Origin of the sequence: Acidocella sp. MX-AZ03, assembly GCF_027626035.1 — a bacterium.
GTDB classification, from domain to species: Bacteria; Pseudomonadota; Alphaproteobacteria; order Acetobacterales; family Acetobacteraceae; genus Acidocella; species Acidocella facilis.
Map to the genome: position 1 here is coordinate 619,831 of NZ_CP110774.1, position 16,672 is coordinate 636,502.

The 16,672-nt window shown below is 65.8% G+C and carries 15 protein-coding genes and 1 pseudogene; 8 read left to right on the forward strand and 8 right to left on the reverse strand.

Going from position 1 to position 16,672, the window contains the following annotated elements; all coding sequences use genetic code 11:
- Positions 1-3: 3 nt before the first annotated feature.
- The 5 genes from GT370_RS03530 to GT370_RS03550 all read left to right on the forward strand — a co-directional run bounded on the left by GT370_RS03530 (position 4) and on the right by GT370_RS03550 (position 5,408).
- Positions 4-900, forward strand: coding sequence for a branched-chain amino acid ABC transporter permease (locus GT370_RS03530; protein WP_008493187.1), 897 nt, complete (start codon positions 4-6; stop codon positions 898-900).
- Positions 897-1,970, forward strand: coding sequence for a branched-chain amino acid ABC transporter permease (locus GT370_RS03535; protein ID WP_081822085.1), 1,074 nt, complete (start codon positions 897-899; stop codon positions 1,968-1,970). The genes GT370_RS03530 and GT370_RS03535 overlap by 4 nt, the downstream gene beginning before the upstream one ends.
- Before the next feature lie 25 nt (positions 1,971-1,995).
- The gene (locus GT370_RS03540) at positions 1,996-3,468 is read left to right on the forward strand and encodes a benzaldehyde dehydrogenase (protein ID WP_051060200.1); all 1,473 of its coding nucleotides are present in this window, start codon (positions 1,996-1,998) and stop codon (positions 3,466-3,468) included.
- Positions 3,469-3,478: 10 nt separating this feature from the next.
- A complete protein-coding gene (locus tag GT370_RS03545; protein ID WP_270183908.1) occupies positions 3,479-4,576 on the forward strand; it encodes an NAD(P)-dependent alcohol dehydrogenase in 1,098 nt (365 codons plus the stop codon).
- A 193-nt stretch (positions 4,577-4,769) separates the two neighbouring features.
- Positions 4,770-5,408 carry a hypothetical protein gene (locus GT370_RS03550; RefSeq protein WP_008493180.1) on the forward strand — a complete coding sequence of 213 codons (639 nt, stop codon included), beginning with the start codon at positions 4,770-4,772 and terminating at the stop codon, positions 5,406-5,408.
- 110 nt (positions 5,409-5,518) lie between these two features.
- On the opposite strand, the gene GT370_RS03555 is transcribed toward GT370_RS03550, so the two are convergent.
- Both GT370_RS03555 and GT370_RS03560 read right to left on the reverse strand, forming a co-directional pair.
- Entirely contained in the window at positions 5,519-6,385 is an 867-nt protein-coding gene (locus GT370_RS03555; RefSeq protein WP_270183909.1) for a PDR/VanB family oxidoreductase, read from the reverse strand.
- Positions 6,297-7,508 carry an aromatic ring-hydroxylating oxygenase subunit alpha gene (locus GT370_RS03560; RefSeq protein WP_270183910.1) on the reverse strand — a complete coding sequence of 404 codons (1,212 nt, stop codon included), beginning with the start codon at positions 7,506-7,508 and terminating at the stop codon, positions 6,297-6,299. The genes GT370_RS03555 and GT370_RS03560 overlap by 89 nt, the downstream gene beginning before the upstream one ends.
- A gap of 109 nt (positions 7,509-7,617) precedes the next feature.
- Here GT370_RS03560 and GT370_RS03565 point away from each other — a divergent pair, with 109 nt between their 5' ends.
- The gene (locus tag GT370_RS03565) at positions 7,618-8,334 is read left to right on the forward strand and encodes a GntR family transcriptional regulator (protein WP_008493177.1); all 717 of its coding nucleotides are present in this window, start codon (positions 7,618-7,620) and stop codon (positions 8,332-8,334) included.
- 46 nt (positions 8,335-8,380) lie between these two features.
- On the opposite strand, the gene GT370_RS03570 is transcribed toward GT370_RS03565, so the two are convergent.
- Together GT370_RS03570 and GT370_RS03575 are read right to left on the reverse strand one after the other, a co-directional pair.
- Positions 8,381-9,412: a histone deacetylase family protein gene (locus GT370_RS03570; RefSeq protein WP_008493176.1), complete on the reverse strand. Its 1,032-nt coding sequence runs from the start codon at positions 9,410-9,412 to the stop codon at positions 8,381-8,383.
- A gap of 39 nt (positions 9,413-9,451) precedes the next feature.
- Positions 9,452-10,489 carry an enoyl-CoA hydratase/isomerase family protein gene (locus GT370_RS03575; RefSeq protein WP_008493175.1) on the reverse strand — a complete coding sequence of 346 codons (1,038 nt, stop codon included), beginning with the start codon at positions 10,487-10,489 and terminating at the stop codon, positions 9,452-9,454.
- A 116-nt stretch (positions 10,490-10,605) separates the two neighbouring features.
- Here GT370_RS03575 and GT370_RS03580 point away from each other — a divergent pair, with 116 nt between their 5' ends.
- The gene (locus tag GT370_RS03580; protein ID WP_008493174.1) at positions 10,606-11,556 is read left to right on the forward strand and encodes an AEC family transporter; all 951 of its coding nucleotides are present in this window, start codon (positions 10,606-10,608) and stop codon (positions 11,554-11,556) included.
- Here the strand turns inward: GT370_RS03580 and GT370_RS03585 are convergent.
- Positions 11,530-12,312 (reverse strand): helix-turn-helix transcriptional regulator, encoded by a 783-nt coding sequence (locus GT370_RS03585; protein ID WP_035178751.1) that lies wholly within the window; start codon positions 12,310-12,312, stop codon positions 11,530-11,532. The two genes, GT370_RS03580 and GT370_RS03585, sit on opposite strands and share 27 nt — an antisense overlap.
- Before the next feature lie 78 nt (positions 12,313-12,390).
- On the opposite strand from GT370_RS03585, the gene GT370_RS03590 reads away from it, so the two are divergent.
- Entirely contained in the window at positions 12,391-13,155 is a 765-nt protein-coding gene (locus GT370_RS03590; RefSeq protein WP_008493172.1) for a class I SAM-dependent methyltransferase, read from the forward strand.
- A 124-nt stretch (positions 13,156-13,279) separates the two neighbouring features.
- Here GT370_RS03590 and GT370_RS03595 read toward each other — a convergent pair whose 3' ends face one another.
- The 3 genes and pseudogenes from GT370_RS03595 to GT370_RS21200 form a co-directional block, all read right to left on the reverse strand.
- The gene (locus GT370_RS03595; protein ID WP_008493169.1) at positions 13,280-13,834 is read right to left on the reverse strand and encodes a PqiC family protein; all 555 of its coding nucleotides are present in this window, start codon (positions 13,832-13,834) and stop codon (positions 13,280-13,282) included.
- Positions 13,831-15,423: a PqiB family protein gene (locus GT370_RS03600; RefSeq protein WP_008493168.1), complete on the reverse strand. Its 1,593-nt coding sequence runs from the start codon at positions 15,421-15,423 to the stop codon at positions 13,831-13,833. Before GT370_RS03600 ends, GT370_RS03595 begins: the two co-directional genes overlap by 4 nt.
- Positions 15,420-16,662: pseudogene (locus GT370_RS21200) on the reverse strand (paraquat-inducible protein A). The gene GT370_RS03600 and the pseudogene GT370_RS21200 overlap by 4 nt, the downstream one beginning before the upstream one ends.
- Positions 16,663-16,672 lie beyond the last annotated feature (10 nt).

Below are 16,672 nucleotides of genomic sequence, written 5' to 3' on the forward strand. Positions count from 1 at the left end.
GCGATGTTCTGGCTTAATCAGATTCTGCAAGGCGTGCTGCTCGGCGGGTATTACGCCTTGCTGGCGGCCGGGCTTTCCTTTCTGTTCGGGGTCATGCGCGTCATCAATCTGGCGCATGGGTCGCTGGCGGTGCTGGGCGCCTTCATCATGATGGTGATCTATCAGACGCTCGGCATCTCGCCGCTGGGCGGTCTCGCCTTGATGTTGCCGGTGATGGCGCTGCTGGGCGTGGCGCTGCAACTCTGCATCATCGAGCCCAGCCTGAAAGGCGGCGCGCTGGTGCCGCTGCTGGCCACGTTCGGCCTGGCGCTGATCTGCGACAATGTGCTGTTCAGCATATTTGGCGCGGATACGCAGTCCTTCGCCGCGGATATCGGCACGCTCTCTTACGGCAGCTGGGCCATTGGCGGGATTTTCATCAGCCAGCTCGCCTGCCTGGTGTTCGCCGCCGCGCTGCTGGTGCTGGGAGGCACGCAGCTTTTACTTTCGCATACCCAGATCGGCCGGCGCATCCGCGCCACCGCGGAGGATGAGGATGCCGCCCGGCTCTCCGGGGTCGATACCAGGCTGGTCCGCGCCGCCACCACGGCGCTGGCCATGGTCATGGTCGGGTTGGCCGGCGCGGCGTTGGGGGCGAGCGGGAGCTTCGATCCCTATGCCGGTGGCCCGCAGCTGCTCTACGCCTTCGAGGCGGTGGTGATCGGCGGCACCGGCTCGCTCTGGGGCACGCTCATCGGCGGCATCGTGCTGGGGGTGGCGCAGGGCGTGGGCGGGGCGCTCAACACGCATCTGTCGCAAATCGCCGGCCATGCCGTGTTTCTCGTCGTGCTGATCGCCCGGCTCTACCAGGGCGGCGCGCTCAGCGCCTATCTCCGCCGTCTCCGCATGAGGGTCGCATGACGCACGCCTATCACGTCCAGCGCTGGACACGCCGCTCCATCGCCAGCACCGCCCTGATCGTGGCGCTGAATTTAGCACTCCTGGCGGGCCCGCTTCTGCTTTCGGCGAATGCGGTCGATCATCTGACCACCTTGTTCGTGTATGTGATGCTGGCGATCACCTGGAACGCGCTGGCCGGCTATGGCGGGCTGGTCTCGGTCGGGCAGCAGCTCTTCTTCGGCTTCGGCGCCTATGGCGCGATCCGGCTCTCCCAGGCCGGCGTGCCGGTCTATGCGGCGCTGCTGCTGGGCGGTGTGAGCAGCGCGGTGCTGGCGCTGATCGTGTCCAGCTTCATGCTGAAGCTGCGGGCGGGGGAGTTCGCCATCGGCATGTGGGTGCTGGCGGCGCTGGTGCAGCTGCTGGTCAGCCTGGACCCGATCGTGCAGGGCGCGACCGGCACCTCGCTGCTGGCGCTCAACAGCTTCGCCCCCGCCGCACGCAGGGCGGACACCTACTGGTTCGGGCTGCTGGCCATGGCCGGGGTGGCGCTGCTGCTGTTCCTGCTGCTGCGCTCGCGGCTGGGGGCGGCGGTGCAGGCGATCCGCGACAATGAGGAGGCGGCGCGCTCGGTGGGCGTGCAGGTCGGGCGCACCAAGCGCATCATCTTCGTGCTGGCGGCGCTGGGGGCCGGCATGGCCGGGGCGGTGTGGCTCGCCACCTCGATCTCGTTTCAGCCGAACACCTATTTCGGCGTGCAATGGACCGCCTACATGATCTTCATGACCCTCGTCGGCGGCATCGGCACGTTCGAGGGGCCGATCCTCGGCGCCATCCTGTTCTTCGCGGTGGAGGCCGGCTTCGGCGCCCAGGGCGTGTGGTATCTCATCGGCATTGGCGCCGCCGCGGTGGGGTTCGCCCTGCTGCTGCCGCAGGGCATCTGGGGCTGGGTGGAGCGCCGCTACGCGCTGCGCCTGCTGCCTGTTGGTTACATGTTGAACTTGCGGGGCGGGGAGGCTGGCCGGCAGCGTGGCTTCGCTCGCCGCCCCTCCACGAAGCCGCCCGCCGCAAGCCCGGCTTCCGAACCATCCTGAATCAATCAAACACGGAGTTAGCATCATGTTGGACGCAATCACCCAAGGCGCTTTCCTTGGTACCGGCTGGGAGGGCAAGCTGTTCAATGGCGACTGGGTCGCCGCCCCCACCATCGCTGACGTGCTGGAGCCCGCCACCGCTGGCGTGCTGACCCGCGCCGGCATTGGCGGTACGGCGGAGATTGCCGCCGCCGCCCAGGCGGCGACGGCGGCCCAGCCTGCCTGGTTCGCCACCCATGAGCGCCAGCGCGAGGCGATTTTGCTGAAGGCGGCCGAACTTTTTGAAACCCATGCCGAGGAGCTGGCGCTCTGGATCGCCCGTGAGACCGGCGCCATCGTCCCCAAGGGCCAGCACGAGGTGCGCGAGGCGGTGGAGATCTGCCGCGCCGCCGCCGCCCTGCTGCACCATATCCCGAGCCAGGTGCTGCCCTCCACGCCGGAGCGCCTCTCCATCGCGCGGCGGGTGCCGCTGGGGGTTGTCGGGGTGATCTCGCCGTTCAATTTCCCGCTGATCCTGGGGCTGCGCGCCGTGGCGCCCGCTTTGGCCATCGGCAATGGCGTGGTGCTGAAGCCGGACCCGCAGACGGTGGTCTCGGGCGGCGTCATCATCGCCCGCATCTTCGAGATGGCCGGGCTGCCGAAGGGGCTGCTGCATATGGTCCCCGGCTATGTGGAGGCGGGTGAGGCGGTCTGCACCGATCCCAATATCCAGATGGTCGCCTTCACTGGCTCCACCGCCGCCGGGCGAAAGGTGGGCGAGAGCTGCGGCAGGCATCTGAAGAAGGTCTCGCTGGAGCTGGGCGGCAAGAATTCCGTCATCGTCCTGGGCGATGCCGATCTCGCCGCCGCCGCCTCCAACGTCGCCTTCGGTGCCTGGTTCCATCAGGGGCAGATCTGCATGGCTTCCGGGCGCATCCTGGTCGAGCGGTCGCTGGTGCCGGCACTCACCGCGGCGCTGGTGGAAAAGGCCAATCATCTGCCGGTGGGCGATCCGGCCTCCGGGCAGGTGGCGCTGGGGCCGCTGATCAACCAGCGCCAGCTGGAGCGTGTGCACAAGCTGGTCACGGACTCGGTGGCGGCCGGCGCGAAGCTGGCGGCGGGCGGCACCTACGAGCAGCTATTCTACAAGCCCACCGTGCTGGAGGATGTGCGCCCCGGCATGCCCTGCTTCGATGAGGAGATTTTCGGGCCGGTGGTGAATATCGTACCCTTCGATACCGACGAGGAGGCGATCGCACTCGCCAACAACACCGAATACGGGCTCTCCGCCGGCATCATCGGCAAGGATATCGGCCGCGCCATGAAGATTGCCCGGCAGCTGAAGACCGGCCTGATCCACATCAACGACCAGAGTGTCGCCGATGACGTGGCCAACCCGTTCGGCGGGCGCGGCGCCTCGGGCAACGGCACCGCCGTCGGCGGCCCCGCGAGCTGGGAGGAATTCTCCATGTGGCAATGGATGACGATGCAGGCCGACGCGCCGATGAAGCCGTTCTGAGGAGGTCAGGATGCATATTCAGGCCGCTGTCACCCGCGCGCCGGGTGGTAAATTCCATCTCGAAACCCTCAGCCTCGAAGCCCCGCGCGCGGATGAGCTGCTGATCCGCATCACCGCCGTTGGCATCTGCCACACGGATCTGGCGATGCGCGACCAGGTGTTTCCGGTGCCCCAGCCGATTGTGCTGGGGCATGAGGGGGCGGGCATCGTCGAGCAGGTGGGGGCGGGGGTGTCCGGCTTTGCGGTGGGCGACAAGGTGGTGATGAGCTACCGCGCCTGCGGGGCCTGCCCCTCTTGCGCGGCGCACGCGCCCAGCTATTGCCACGGCTTCTTCCCGCTGAATTTCAGCGGCGCGCGGGCCGATGGCAGCACCGCGCTCAGCTGTGATTCAGGCCCGGTGCACAGCCATTTCTTCGGCCAGTCCAGCTTTGCCAGCCATGTGGTGGCGCATCAAAGCAATGTGGTGAAGGTGGCGGCGGATGCCGATCTCGCGGTGCTGGCGCCGTTTGGCTGCGGCATCCAGACCGGTGCCGGCGCCGTCATCAATGCGCTGAAGGTCGGGGTGGGGGAGAGCCTCGCCGTGTTCGGCACCGGCTCGGTCGGGCTCTCGGCGGTGATGGCGGCGAAGCTGGTGGGGGCCACCTCCATCATCGCCGTGGACCGCAACCCGGCCCGGCTCGATCTCGCCAGGGATCTCGGCGCCACCCATGCGGTGAATGCCGGCACGGACAATCCTGTCGAGGCGATCCGGCAAATCACCGGCGGCGGCGTGGCCTACGCGATCGACACGACGGCGCTGATCCCGGTGCTCTCCCAGGCGTTGGCGGCGCTGGCGCCGCGCGGCACGCTGGGCATCATCGGCGCCTCGCGCCCGGATGAGGTGCTGCCGGTGCCGGTGATCGACCTGCTGACCAGCGGCAAGCATATACGCGGCATCGTCGAGGGCGATGCCGAGCCGGCCGTGTTCCTGCCCAAGCTGATCGAACTGCACGCGCAGGGCCGCTTCCCGGCGGAGAAGATGATGCGGTTTTACGATTTCGCGCAGATCAACGAGGCGGTGCATGAGTCGGAAAGCGGCGCCTGTGTGAAAGCGGTTTTGAAACTCTGAGCGTGCAAAAAGGCATGGAGGCTTTGCGATGAGCCTCCATGCGCCCGCCTCGCGGTAGGCAGCGGCGGCTGCGCGAAATGTAGGCTGCGTAGTTTTGCTATCTGCATCAAAACAAATGGCCTTGTGACTGGGGCGCGCGCCGGTTATCAATATCTCTAGGCATTCAAAAAATGACAATGGCAAGGAGAGGCCGATGAGCAGACGCCAGTTAAAGGATGCGGCCTTGCGCGCCAGGGCGCTTTCCGACCAGGGCGTGGCCAAGCCGGAAATCTTCAACCAGATTGCGTCAGAGGTCCAAAAACCCCTGATGGCGGCGCGGATTGTCGCCTCCATTCCCTCGCCGGAAGGCATGCGCCGGTATCGCCGGATGAATATCGTGCTTGCGACTTTGATGATGCTGCTGGCGGTTCTCATCGGGCTGGCGAAGGCCGCGCAGGTCAGCGCCAAGCTGGGGCCGGAACTGGATCCCGGCACGTCGGCGGTCGTCGCCATCCTGCTCGGGCTTTTGTTTTTCGGCGTTTTCGCCTCTGTTTCGCTCAGTATCTTCAAATATAAATATGGCGGCTATATTGGCGCGGTGGTCTTGTTGCTGCTGATGATTCCGCAATCCCTCAGCGCCACCATGCAAACGCTGGCCGACCCGTCCTCCGGCGCGCTGCCGCTATTGGAGCTGTTGCTTGGCGTTCTGCTGCCGATTGTGCTGATCTGGTTGACTTTGAAGGTGCGCAACAATGTGTTTGTGAAGGCAAGGCTGTTCGGCGCGCCGCGTAAGAAGAAGGATGGCAGCTTTGAGTTCTCGACCGCCTTTGAGCTTCGAAACGCAAAAGGCTGATCGTAAATTTTTAAAAACGCGGCCGGTTTCGCACGGGCCGCGTAGCCTATCCAGTAGGCGGAACGGTCCGGCTTGATCGCCTCTTGATTCAAGCTGGACCGAGCGCCCTGTTAAAGATCCAGCACCAGTCTCGCTGTTTTGGCGCGTGAGCAGCACGGGGTGAATTGATCATTGGCGGCATGCTCTGCATCGGTCAGATAGCTGTCGCGATGCTCGGGCAGGCCGGATTTCACCCCCACCAGGCAGGTGCCGCAAATGCCCTGCTCGCAGGATACCGGCACGAACAGCCCGGCTTCGTCCAGAACCGCCCAGGCGCTGCGCCCTGGCGGCACGGTGAGCACCTGGCCGGTACTGGCGATCTCGATCTCGAACGCCTGGTCGCCGACGGTGTCCGTTGCCGGGGCTGTGAAATATTCCCGGTGCAGCCTTGATTCATCCCACCCCGCCGCCTGGGCGCTGGCGAGCACATACGCCATGAAGCCGCCCGGGCCGCAGACATAAAGATGCGTGCCTGCATCCGGATGGGCCAGCACGGCCGCGGCGTTCAGGGCCTGGGCCGGCGCGCCGTCATCGAAATGCGTGACCACCCTGGCCGCGAACGGCGCCTGGCGCAGCGCCTCCAGAAACGCGGCCCTGGCCGGGGTGCGGGCGCAATAATGCAGCTCGAACTCCGCCCCCAGCCGGTGCAGCCGCCGGGCCATCGCCAGCAGCGGCGTGATGCCGATGCCGCCCGCGAAGAGCAGGGTTTTCGATGCCGTCTCATCCAGGGCGAAGAGGTTGCGTGGCGGGCTGATCGTCAGCCTGGCCCCTTCCTGCAACCCGTGCATCGCCACCGAACCGCCGCGTGAGGCGGGCTCGCGCAGCACCGCGATTTCGTAAGGGCCGCCTTCATCCGGGTCGCCGCACAGCGAATATTGCCGGACCAGCCCGCCAAGCAGATGCACATCCACATGCGCGCCGGCGCTGAAGGGCGGCAACGCGCCCGCCACGCCAGCGAGGGTGAAATGCCGCACATCCAGGCCAGCATCGCGGACCGCGACCAGCTCGGTCTCGATCGTCAGCGGCGCCAGCATCAAGCCGCCTGCGCGGCCAGCAGCCGCTCGATGATCCGGCGGGACTGCACCCCCCCGCGTCGATATTCAGCTTCAGCAAGGCCCGCTCCGGCCAGCGCAGCAGATTTTGCTGCTGCTGTTCCAGCATCTCCCGGTCCTCGTTGAAGATCTTGCCCTGGCCCTCGCGGATCTTGGCGGTGAGTTCGGCATCGCCCGGTTTGAAATGCCGCGCCATGCCCCAGAAATACCAATGTGAGGTCTCGGTTTCCGGGGTGATGAAATCGACCACGATGCTGGAGGCCTTCACCGCCTCCGGCGCCTGGTAGCCGCCATGCCCGGCATGCGCCACCCCGACCTCGATCAACACATGCGAGGGCGGATGGAAATGGCAGATCTGCCAGCGATCAACCGCCACATCCGGCGCCAGATCATTCATCCGCAGCGCCATCTGCCAGAAAGGCGGCGCCTTGATATTTTCCATGAAACGGCTGGTGATGACGTGATCGCCGTCGAGCCTGGTGGAAACCGGCGCTTCGTCGATCTCCTTCTGGCCGATGGAGCCGGCATGCACATAGGTTTCGTGTGTGAGATCCATCAGATTATCGATCATCAGCCGATAATCGCAATTGATATGGTAGAGCCCGCCGCCATAGGCCCATTCCGGATTCACCGCCCATTCGAGATGATGGATGGTCGCGGGATCGGCCTTGGCCTTGTCGCCCGGCCAGACCCAGATGAAGCCGTAGCGCTCCTCCACCGCGTAGGATTTGATCGCGGGGAAGCCGTTCACGCGCTGGCCCGGCATCTCCAGCGCCTTGCCCTCGCAGCCCATCGCCAGCCCGTGATAGCCGCAGACGAGCTTGCCATCCTCGACATAGCCCAGTGAGAGCGGGGCGCCGCGATGCGGGCAGAAATCCTCCACCGCCGCCACCTTGCCGCCGGCGCCGCGGTAAAACACCATTTTTTCGCCGCAGATCGTGCGGCCCAGAGGCGTCTCCGCCAGCTCATCCGGCATCGCCGCCACATACCACGCATTTTTCAGAAACATCGCGTTTCCACTCCTGGATTATTCTTGCTAATGTATCCAATAAACGCGGAATCATGGGTGTGAGTCAATTTGAATCGACTAAATTGTATCCAATTTATGGGTTTTGGCCATGAGTGGTGAACGCACCGGGCAGCGCGTGCTGGTGACGCTGCGGCGGATGATCAGCGCCGGGGAACTCGCCGCCGGGGAGCGTGTGGCGGAAATTCCGCTGGCGCAGCGCCTTGGCGTCTCGCGCATGCCGGTGCGCATGGCCTTCCGGGAGCTGGAACAGGAAGGGCTGCTGGTGCGGGCCGGTGCGCGCGGCTTCGCGGTGCGCGCCGTGTCATCGGCACAGATCGTCGGCGCGGTGGAGGTGCGCGGGGTGCTGGAAGGGCTGGCCGCGCGGTTGCTGGCCGAGCGCGGCGCCAATCATGCGGTGCTGCAAACCCTCAAGCTCTGCCTGCGGGAAGGCGATGCCCTGCTGGAAAAGGGCAGCTTCACCGAGGCGGACGCGCCGCTCTATCTGGATCTCAATATCCGCTTCCACGCCGCCATCATCGAGGCCTCCGGCAATGCCGCCATCCAGGAGGCACTCTCGCGCAACGATCATCTCCCCTTCGCCTCGGTGAAGGCCCTGGCGATCGACCGCAATAATCTCGCCGCGGAATATAAGCGCCTGAATTACGCCCATATGCAGCATCACGCCATCGTCGAGGCGATCGCCGCCGGGCAAGGGGCGCGGGCGGAGGCGCTGATGCGCGAACATGCCAACGCCGTGCTGCGCTACACGGAATTGGATCCAGCGCGCGAGGGGGTGGCGATTCTGCGCAGCGGTCAGTTCAGCTGATGGCTTGAGCGGTTGTCAGAGGCCGGGGGCGGCTTGGATATGGCGGCTAAGCCGCTTCAAATCCCGTCAGCACATTCACCGCGTTGATGCCGATCTCCGCCACCGCATAGCCGCCCTCCATCACGAACAAGGTCGGCCGGTTCAGCGATTTGATGCGCGCGCCCATGTGGGTGAAATGCTCATGCTCCAGCTTGAAATGCGAAATCGGATCGTTCTTGTAGGTGTCCACGCCGAGCGAGACCAGCACCACATCCGGCGCGTAGGCATTGATGCGCTGCAGCCCATCCTCCAGCGCCGCACTCCAGTTTTCCCATTCCGTGCCCCAGGGCAGCGGATAGTTGACGTTGCAGCCTTCACCGGCTCCGGCCCCGGTTTCGTCCGCGAAGCCCAGCATATAGGGGAATTCCTGGTCCGGGTCGCCATGCAGCGAGACGAACAGCACATCGTCGCGGTGATAGAAAATATCCTGGGTGCCGTTGCCGTGATGGTAATCGACATCGAGGATGGCAACACGCTTCGCCCCCTGGTCCAGCAGGGATTGCGCGGCGATGGCGGCGTTGTTGAGGAAGCAATAGCCGCCGAACTGGCTGGCGGTGGCGTGGTGGCCGGGCGGGCGGCAGAGGGCGAAGGCGCTCTCCTCGCCGTCATTCAGCAATTTCGCGCCGGTGAGGGCGACATCGGCGGAGGCTTTGATCGCCTGCCAGCTGGTCGCGGTGATCGGCGTGCCGCAATCGAAGCTGTGAAAGCCCAGCTTGCCGTCTATCTCTTTTGAAACCCGGTCGGTGCGCATGCCGCGCGCGGCCCAAGTATAGGGGTAGGCGGCGCCGCTGCGGCCGCTGGCCAGCCACTGCGCGTGCGCGGTCTGCAGCAGCTCGACCAAGGCCGGGTCATGGATGCGGGTGATCGCCTCCAGCGAGAAGGATTCGGGGGCCAGAACCGGGCCCAGCCCGACTTCACGGGCCCGTGCCAGCACCAGCCGGGCGCGCTCTGGCTTCTCGAACGCCTCGGTAAAGCCGCCGAGGAACAGCTCGCCGGGGCTCTGATGCAGCTCATGGTCTTCGGAGAATATTATTTTCATGCAAGGAATATTATCCGGCTTTTCGGTAGCGGCAAGCGGTCAGAACAACTGCGCCCTGGCGGGGCGGAAATAGGGCGCGATCAGCGCCGGTGTGATCTCGGCCAGGCTGGCCGGGTTCCATTTCGGCTGGCGGTCCTTATCCACCACGGCGGCGCGGACACCTTCATAGAATTCGCCGGTCGCCAGCACCTGGGCGCAGGCGGCGTATTCGCGTTGCAGGCATTCCCGCACATCCGCCGAGGTACGGGCCGCGCGCAGCAGGCGCAGCGCCACCTGTATGCCGGTGGGGGATTTTTGCGCCAGCACGTCCAGCGTTTCCTGGGCGAAGGCCGAGCCCTCCCGCGCCAGCGCCTGGACGATCTGGCTTGCATCGTCAAAGGCGAAGCAGCGGTTGATGAGGTCCAGCTGTGCGGCGAGCTTTGCCTCCGGCACGGCGCGCGGCAGCAGGGCGATGATGTCCGCCCGTGTGGCGCTGGCCGGCAGGGCTTCGAGGTCCGCGCGCAGAGCGGGCAGGGAGGTGCTCTCCACCAGAGCGTCCGCCAGACCGGCCAGGATCGCATCGGCGCCGCCGATGATCTGCCCGGTCAGCGCCAGATAGGTGCCAAGCTCGCCCGGCGCGCGGGAGAGCAGCCAGCTCGCCCCGACATCCGGGAAGAAGCCGATGCCGGTTTCCGGCATCGCCAGGCGCGTGCGCTCGGTGACGATGCGCACCGAGCCATGGGCGGAGATGCCGACACCGCCGCCCATGGTGATGCCGTCCATGATCGCGATATAGGGCTTGCGGAAGGAAGCGATCTGCGCGTTCAGCCGGTATTCGGCGGCGAAGAAGGCGAGGCCCGGGCCGGTGCCCTCGGCGCGATGGTCGTAGAGGGCGCGAATATCGCCACCGGCACAGAGGCCGCGCTCGCCCTCGCCGCTGACCAGCACGGCGGCGATGGCGGGATCGGCGGCGAAACGGGTGAGGGCGGCGTCCAGCCCGTTCACCATCTCCAGGGTCAACGCGTTGATCGCCTTCGGGCGGTTGAGCCGGATGATCCCCAGCGCGCCTTTGGTTTCGATCCCGAGTTCTACTGACATGGCGTTCCGCTCCTGAGGTTTTGCGGGTAATGGACCATGACCCGTCCCACGCGCCAAGGGCAGCCTTGCGGAAAACTTATCTTGCCGCACCGTAAGAAGTCTGAAATCAGGACAGCATGGATCACGTAATCGCGTCGGTTTTTCCGGTTTTTGGGCTGATTTTTCTGGGCTTCATCGTCTCCAAGCGCGGAATTCTCGGGCCGGAGGCGACGGATGCGCTGAATAAATATGTGGTCTGGCTGGGGCTGCCGGCTTTGCTGTTTCAGGCGATGGCGCATATCGATGGCGCGCAGCTGGACCATCCGGCCTTCGTCGCGGCGTTTCTGATCGGCGCGCTGGCGTGTTTTTTACTCTCCTTCGCGCTCGGCCACCGGCATCTGCCGCCGGGGCATCGGCTCTCGGATCGCTCCATCGACGGGCTGAACGCCAGCTATTCCAATACCGGCTATATGGGCATTCCGCTCTGCCTGACGGCGATGGGCCAGGCCAGCCTGGTGCCCTCGATCATTGCCACCATCATCGTCGCCTGCGTGATTTTCGCCGGGGCGATCGTGCTGATCGAGATCGATTTGCAGAAAAGCCCTGGCATCGGTGCGGCGATTGTGAAAGTCGGCTCCTCGCTGCTGCGTAACCCGCTGATCTGCGCGCCGCTGGCGGGGCTGGGCTTCGCGTTGCTGCGCGGCGCTACGGGCTGGGCGCTGCCGGCGCCGGTGTTTCACCTGACCGACCTGCTGGGCGCCTCCGCCAGCCCCTGCGCGCTGGTGACCATCGGGCTGTTCCTGGCGCAGTCGAAAGCGGTGGCGGAAGTGAGGGTGATTGTCCGGTTGGTCGGGCTGAAGCTGGTGGTGCAGCCGCTGCTGACCTTCCTGCTGGCCTATAAGCTCTGGGCGATGCCGGAGGTCTGGGCGAAGACGGCGGTGATCATGGCGGCGATGCCGACCGGCACCGGGCCGTTCATGCTGGCCAAGCTCTATGACCGCGAGGCGGCGGTCACCTCGCGCTCGATTTTGATTTCCACGGTGCTGTCGCTGGCCACGGTCTCAGCCTTGCTCGCCTGGCTCGATTAGCATGATCAGCCGGTAGCGCTCGCCGGCCAGGTGCTGGAAATTCACCTGTGTGAAGCAAAGCGCGCCCTGGGTGGGGTGGTTGAAGCGGCGCAGCCCGCCCAGGCGTGCCTGCACGTCGCGCGCGGCCCAGGCCTTGGCGAAATCCGGGCTTTGCGCGCGCAACTCGTCGAGCAGCCGGTGCAGGCGTGGATCGTCTGGGGTTTCAGCGGTTTCGGCGCGGAATTCGGCGACAAGACGGCGCGCGCTGGCGGCCCAGTCCTGAATGAAATCCCGCGCGGCGGGGACCAGGAAGACGAAGCGCAGCAGGTTGGGCTCGCCGCTTTCATGCCAGGGGGCGAAGAGGGCGCGGGCCGGGGCATTCCAGGCGCGGGCGGTGAAACGGGCATCCAGCAGGTAGGCGGGGGCTGCGATGGCGCTGAGCGCGCGTTGCAAGGCGGCGGGCACCGGGGCCAAAGCGGGCAGCTTGGGCGGGGTGGCGGGGTCGCGGATCTGCCCCAGCGCGAAGAGATAGGCGCGCTCGGCCGGGGTGAGGCTGAGCCCCTGCGCCAGGGAAGCGAGGGTGCGGGCGGTGAGGGAAATATCCCGCCCTTGCTCGATCCAGGTATAGAGTGTGGGGCTCAGCGCGCAGCGCGTCGCGGCTTCCTCGCGGCGCAGGCCCGGGGTGCGGCGGCGGCCGCCGCCGGGCGGAGGGCTCAGCGCCTCGCGCCGGGCGCGGATGAAGGCGCCGAGTTCGCGCCGCTGCGGGAGGTGATCCATGGTGGAGTTTATACCAGGATAATTTTGCTCCTTATACCGGTTTATTTACCTGGATAGGGTGAGCCCAGGAGACAAGATATGAGCCAGACCGAGCCGAATTTCGCCGCCACCCACTACGCCCCGCGCGCCGATGCCTATGTGCAGAGCGCCGTGCATGCCGGCGGGGCGGATCTTGACGAGATGGAGGCGCTGCTGCGGGCGCGCGCCCCCGCCTGCGTGCTGGATCTGGGCTGCGGCGGCGGGCATGTGAGCTACCGTGCCGCCCCGTACGCAAACCGGGTCGTGGCGTGCGACGTGACGCCCGCGATGCTGGAGGCGGTGGCGCGGACGGCGTCTGAGCGTGGCCTGGGCAATATCGAAACCCGGCTCGCCGCCGCCGAGGCGCTGCCCTTCGAGGATGGGCTGTTCGATGCGGTGCTGTGCCGGTTTACCGCGCATCATTGGGCGGATGTGCCGGCCGGGCTGCGGGCGGCCAGGCGGGTGAGCAAGACGGGGGCATTCGGGGTGTTCATCGATACGGTGGCGCCGGCGAAGCCGGTGCTGGACAGCCATCTGCAGACGATGGAGCTGCTGCGCGACCCCTCGCACGGGCGCAATTACAGCGTCGCGGAGTGGGGGGCGATGCTGGCGCAGGCGGGCTTCGGGCTGCGCGGGATGACGGTGCGGCGGCTGCGGATGGAGTTTGCCAGCTGGGTGGCGCGCACCGCGACGCCGGCGGTGATGCAGCAGGCGATCAGGGCTTTGCAGCAGGGGGCGCCGGTGGCGGTGAAGGCGTATTTCGCGATTGCCGAGGATGGCAGTTTCGACCTCGAGGTCGCGACCATGATCGTGGATATGGTGTAAAAGTTTTTGGTGCAGCTTTTTTCAAAAAGCTGCGAAAAACGTTGGGGCGTATGCAACGCCGTCGCCACCACCCCAGACATTTCGCGACCCTTTTTGAAAAAAGGGTCGCCCCCAAAAACTTTTGCTAACTGAGCATCTCGGCGACGCGGTCGGCGGCCTCGCCCCAGAGGCTGCTCATCGCCGCGGCGATGCCCTGGGCGGTGGCGCCCCCCTGCGCCGTGCCGGTGAAGCTTTGCAGCTGCCATTGCTGTTGTTTCGCCGGGCGGGTCGCCAGCTGCGCGCTCAGCGTCACCTTGCCCGCCGCATCGGGCGCGAATTGCAGCACCTGGATTTCCACCAGCTGATCCGCCGCCGCGCCGATGGCGCCGCCATCGGCCAGCACAGTATCGCCCGGCAGGCGCTGGGCGAGGTCCTGCACCATCGCCGTCTGCAGCAACTGCGCCAGCGGGGCGGCCCATTGGTCGTTGGCGAAAGCATCCGCCGCGTAGGCGCCGCCGGGTTTGGGCACACCGGACTGGTTCAGCGCGCCGGGCAGGCCGATGCTGCGCACCCCGATGCGCTGCCCGGCCCCGCCGCGTGCCTGCCCCGGCAATGCCGCAATCTGCCAGCTTCGCACCTGCGCCGAGGCGCAGCCCGAGAGCAGCGCCGCGCCGCCGATGAGCACATAACGCCGCTTCATTTGCCGCTCCGTCCGAAGAGCACCGCTTGCGGGTGCTGGTTGAGGTAGGTGGTCAGCGCCTGCAGCGATTGCAGCGTGGCGTTGGCCTGGGTGAGAATCTGCTGCAGGCTTCTCTGGAAATCCGAATCATTGCCGAAGCCCTGGTTCAGCCCCTGCAGCGTGGTGTTGGCGGTTTTCAGCGTGTCGCTTAGATTTTTCAGCAACGCCTTGGTCTGCGCGCTGCCCAGCGTGCCGTTGGCGGTGGCCAGCAGCTTGTTGAGGTTATCGCCGATCTGCTTGAAGGGCATCTGATCGACCTTGCCGGTGATATCGGCGGCGTTGGCCATCAGCGCATCCAGCCCGCCTGGCTTGTAGGGCAGCACGATGGCGCCGCCTTCCATTGTCACCTTTGCCGGCGGCGCCTTGGGGTCGATGGCCAGATTAATCTCTTTCTGCCCGGTCACATAATTCTGCGTGCCGAGTTCGACGCGCATGCCGTTATCGACGAAACGCTGGAACACGGCCTGCGGATCCGGGGTTTTTGCGTTCGGGCCGAGCGAGAGGATGCGCTGCGGCTGCAGCTGCATGGTCACCTTCACCTTGGCGGTGCCGTTTTTCTGGTCGACCATCAGCTCCACGCCGGTGACATCGCCGACCTGGATACCAAGGGCGGTGACCGGGGAGCCCGGGGTGAGGCCGCTGACATCGCTGGTGATGTAGGAGACAACCTGGATCTGGGTGTCATAGGCGCTGGATTCCGCCTGCTGCTGTGACGAATAGAGCCGGAAATCGGCGCCGTTCGGGCTGGGTTTGTCGTCCAGCGCCGCATGCGGCAGGCTGAAGGAGATGCCGCCGGCCACCAGCGCCTGGATGGATTGCAGCTGCAATTGCAGCACGCCGCCCTTGATGCCGAAGGCAACGCCAGAGGAGTTCCAGAAGCGGCTATCCTCGCGCACCAGATCGTCGAAGGGGGCGCGGATGAAGATGCTGATCTTGATCGGCCCGATGCCGTTGCCGATGTCATAGCCCAGCACCTCGCCCACCGGCACATCGCGGTAGAAGATCGGCGAGCCGGAATTGATCGAGCCGATGGTGTTGGCGGTGAGTGTGTAGGTACGGCCGGGCTCGTCGGAGCGCACGCCGGGCGGCGTTTCCAGCCCAGTGAAATGGTCCTTGTAGGCGCCACGGGTCTTGCCGGGGTCCACGGAGATATAGGCGCCGGAGACGATGGTCTCGAAGGCGGAGATGTCGGAGAAATTCAGCCGCGGCCGCACCACCCAGAAGCGCGCGTTGGAATTGAGGAAGCGCTCGCCGACATCGTTCATCCGCACCCGGACGATGACGTGGGAATTATCCTTGGCGAGATCGATGCCCTCGACCGTGCCCAGCGCCACGGCTTTGTATTTCAGCTGGGTCTGGCCGGCGGTGAGGCCATCGGCATTGACGAAGCTCAGCGTCAGCAGCGGGCCGCGCTCCATGATGGTGCGATAGCCGAGATAGCCGGCGATGATCGCGGCGACGATCGGGATCAGCCAGACCAGATGGAAGCTCTGGCGGCGCAGCTTCGCACGCGGCGGTGTATTGGGCGGCGGCGCCTGCTGGTCGCTCATGCTTCGGGCTCCTGGTCATTGTCCCACATCAGGCGGGGGTCGAAGGCGTTGACGGCGAACATGGTGAGCACCACCACCGCCGCGAAGCAGATGGCCCCACATTCGCCCTGACATTGGCGAATTGCCCGAAATGCACAAGGGCGATGAGGATGGAGACCATGAACACGTCGATCATCGACCAGCGGCCAATGAAATCGATGATCCTGTAGGCCTTGGTGCGCCCCTGCAGCATATGGCCGCTGCAGAATTGCGTGGCCAGCAGCATATAGCCCATGCCGAGCAGCTTCAGCAGCGGAATGGCGATGCTGGCGAACAGCACCAAGGCCGCCAGCGGCCACAGCCCGACATCCGCCAGCTCCACGATGCCGCCCATGATGGTGTAGGACTGGGTGTGGGCGAGGCTGGTCAGATCCATGAACGGATAGAGATTGGCAGGAATATAGAGGCAGGCGGCGGCGATGGTGTAGGCCCAGGCGCGGGAGATGCTGGCGGGTTTGCGGGTGAACAAGGGCGCATCGCAGCGCCGGCAGAGATCGCCGGTCTCGCCATTGCTGACCTGGCCGCAGGCATCGCAGCTGATCAGCCCGCCAGCTTGTGCGCTCGGCGCGGTTTTGTCAGGCTGGTCTAGCGCCCGCCAGACGATTTCCTGGTCCAGCCCGGCATCGGCGGCGGCCATGGCCAGCATCAGCCCGATCAGCGCGTAGAGGGCGGTATCCAGCCGCACGCTGAACATGCCGGCGAGGCGGGTATAGGCGACCAGGAAGCCAAGCAGATAGACATCGATCATCGCCCAGGGGGTGATCGGGGCATAGTAGCGGAAAATGCCGCGCAGCCAGCGTTTGGGCAGGTGGAATTTCAGCCCCAGCAAGGTGGTGAGCGTGATCGCGAGCTTGAGCCCGGCAGCACCAGCGTCACCGCGAAGACCAGCGCGCCGACCAGCCCCCATCCGGCCTCGACCAGCCGCAGCGGCCCGGTTTCGATCCGCGCCAGCGAAAAGCGGCCATAGGCGTCCACCTCCAGCATCGGGGCGATCAGCGCGAAGAGGTAGAACAATCCGGCGGCGAGCGAGCAGGCCAGGGGAAAGTTGAGCGTCGCCCGGCGCATGCGCCAGAGCGTCTGGTCACAGCGCGGACATTCCGCCACCATCCCGGGCTGGATATGGGGCAGACGGCTGAACAGGCCGCAATGCGGGCATTCGCGCCAATCATCGTCGGGAGGGGCCAGCGGCGGCGTGGTCATGTCCGGCTGA